This window comes from Amycolatopsis ruanii, from assembly GCF_003385175.1.
GTDB lineage: Bacteria > Actinomycetota > Actinomycetes > Mycobacteriales > Pseudonocardiaceae > Amycolatopsis_E > Amycolatopsis_E thermalba.
The window spans coordinates 1-1,410 of sequence record NZ_PQHY01000165.1 but is presented as its reverse complement, the minus strand read 5'-3'; the positions used below and the strand labels follow the sequence as shown (position 1 = coordinate 1,410).

The window sequence follows — 1,410 nt, the reverse complement described above, 5'->3', positions numbered from 1 at the left end:
GGCTCTTTGTACTGATGTGTGGGTGGGTCTGCCCAGGTAGCGGAGGGGCACGTCGTTGCTGGGTCTAGGTTTCTGAGCTGTCGAGGAACAGAAACCGGATAGACGGAGAACGACGTGCCCGCTGCCAGGATATGGGGTCGGTTGCTGGGTGTGAATCCGGCGGTCGTGGAGTCGGTCGAGTTCGATGGGGCCGCGCAGGTGCTGGTGGCCGCGGTGCGGGTCCGGAGCCGGGATCGTGACCGGTGCGGGGTGTGCTCGCGGCGATGCCCGCGGTATGACGCCGGCCGGGGCCGGCGGCGATGGCGTGCACTGGACCTGGGAACTATTCAGGCGTTCGTCGAGGCGGACGCATCCCGGGTGCGGTGTCGCCAGCACGGGGTCGTGGTCAGTGCGGTGCCCTGGGCGCGGCACGGTGCTGGGCATACCCGCGCGTTCGACGACACCGTCGCCTGGCTGGCGACCGCGACGTCGAGGTCCACGGTCGCGCAGCTGATGCGGATCGCCTGGCCGACGGTCGGCTCGATCATCACCCGGGTCCGGGCCGATATCGACGCGAGGGTGGATCGCCTGGCCGGGCTGCGCAGAATCGGGGTCGATGAGATCAGCTATAAGAAGAACCATCGATATCTCACCATTGTTGTCGATCACGACACCGGCCGGCTGGTATGGGCGGCGGCGGGCAACGACAAACCGACGTTGGCCGTGTTCTTCGAGTTGCTCGGAGCCGATCGATGCGCGCAGATCACGCATGTCTCGGCGGACGCGGCCGCGTGGATCGCGCGGACCGTCGAACAGTACTGCCCGGACGCGATCCGCTGCGCTGATCCGTTCCACGTGGTCAAATGGGCCACCGATGCTCTAGACCAGGTTCGGCGCCAGGTATGGAATACCGCACGCCGCCAGCCTGGCGGAAGCCACAAAGACCGGCGTGGCCGCACCGCCTCAGCCGGTCCGGCTCAAGGCATGAAACGCGCACGATGGGCGTTGTGGAAGAACCCGGACAACCTCACCGATCATCAGCGTCACAAATTGACCTGGATCGCCAAGACCAACCCCCGGCTTTACCGCGCCTACCTGCTCAAAGAAGGCCTTCGACACGTCTTCGCCGTGGGCGGGCAGGCCGGAAAAGAAGCGCTGCAACGGTGGCTGTCCTGGGCAGTGCGCTGCCGGATACCCGAGTTCGTCAAGCTCGCCCGCACTATCCGGTCCGAGCTGCCGGCGATCCACGCGAGCTTGGATCACGGTCTGTCCAACGCGCTGATCGAATCGACCAACACCAAGATCCGGCTACTGACCCGCCTGGCCTTCGGGTTCAAACACGCCGACGCCCTGATCTCCCTCGCACTCCTCGCGCTCGGCGGCTACCGCCCCGAACTACCTGACCGCACCCACACATAGATCAACAGAGCC

At 65.9% G+C, this 1,410-nt stretch carries 1 protein-coding gene; it reads left to right on the top strand.

What is annotated here, in order from left to right; all coding sequences use genetic code 11:
- Positions 1-114 precede the first annotated feature (114 nt).
- A complete protein-coding gene (locus D0D28_RS35395; RefSeq protein ID WP_116115555.1) occupies positions 115-1,398 on the top strand; it encodes an ISL3 family transposase in 1,284 nt (427 codons plus the stop codon).
- Positions 1,399-1,410 lie beyond the last annotated feature (12 nt).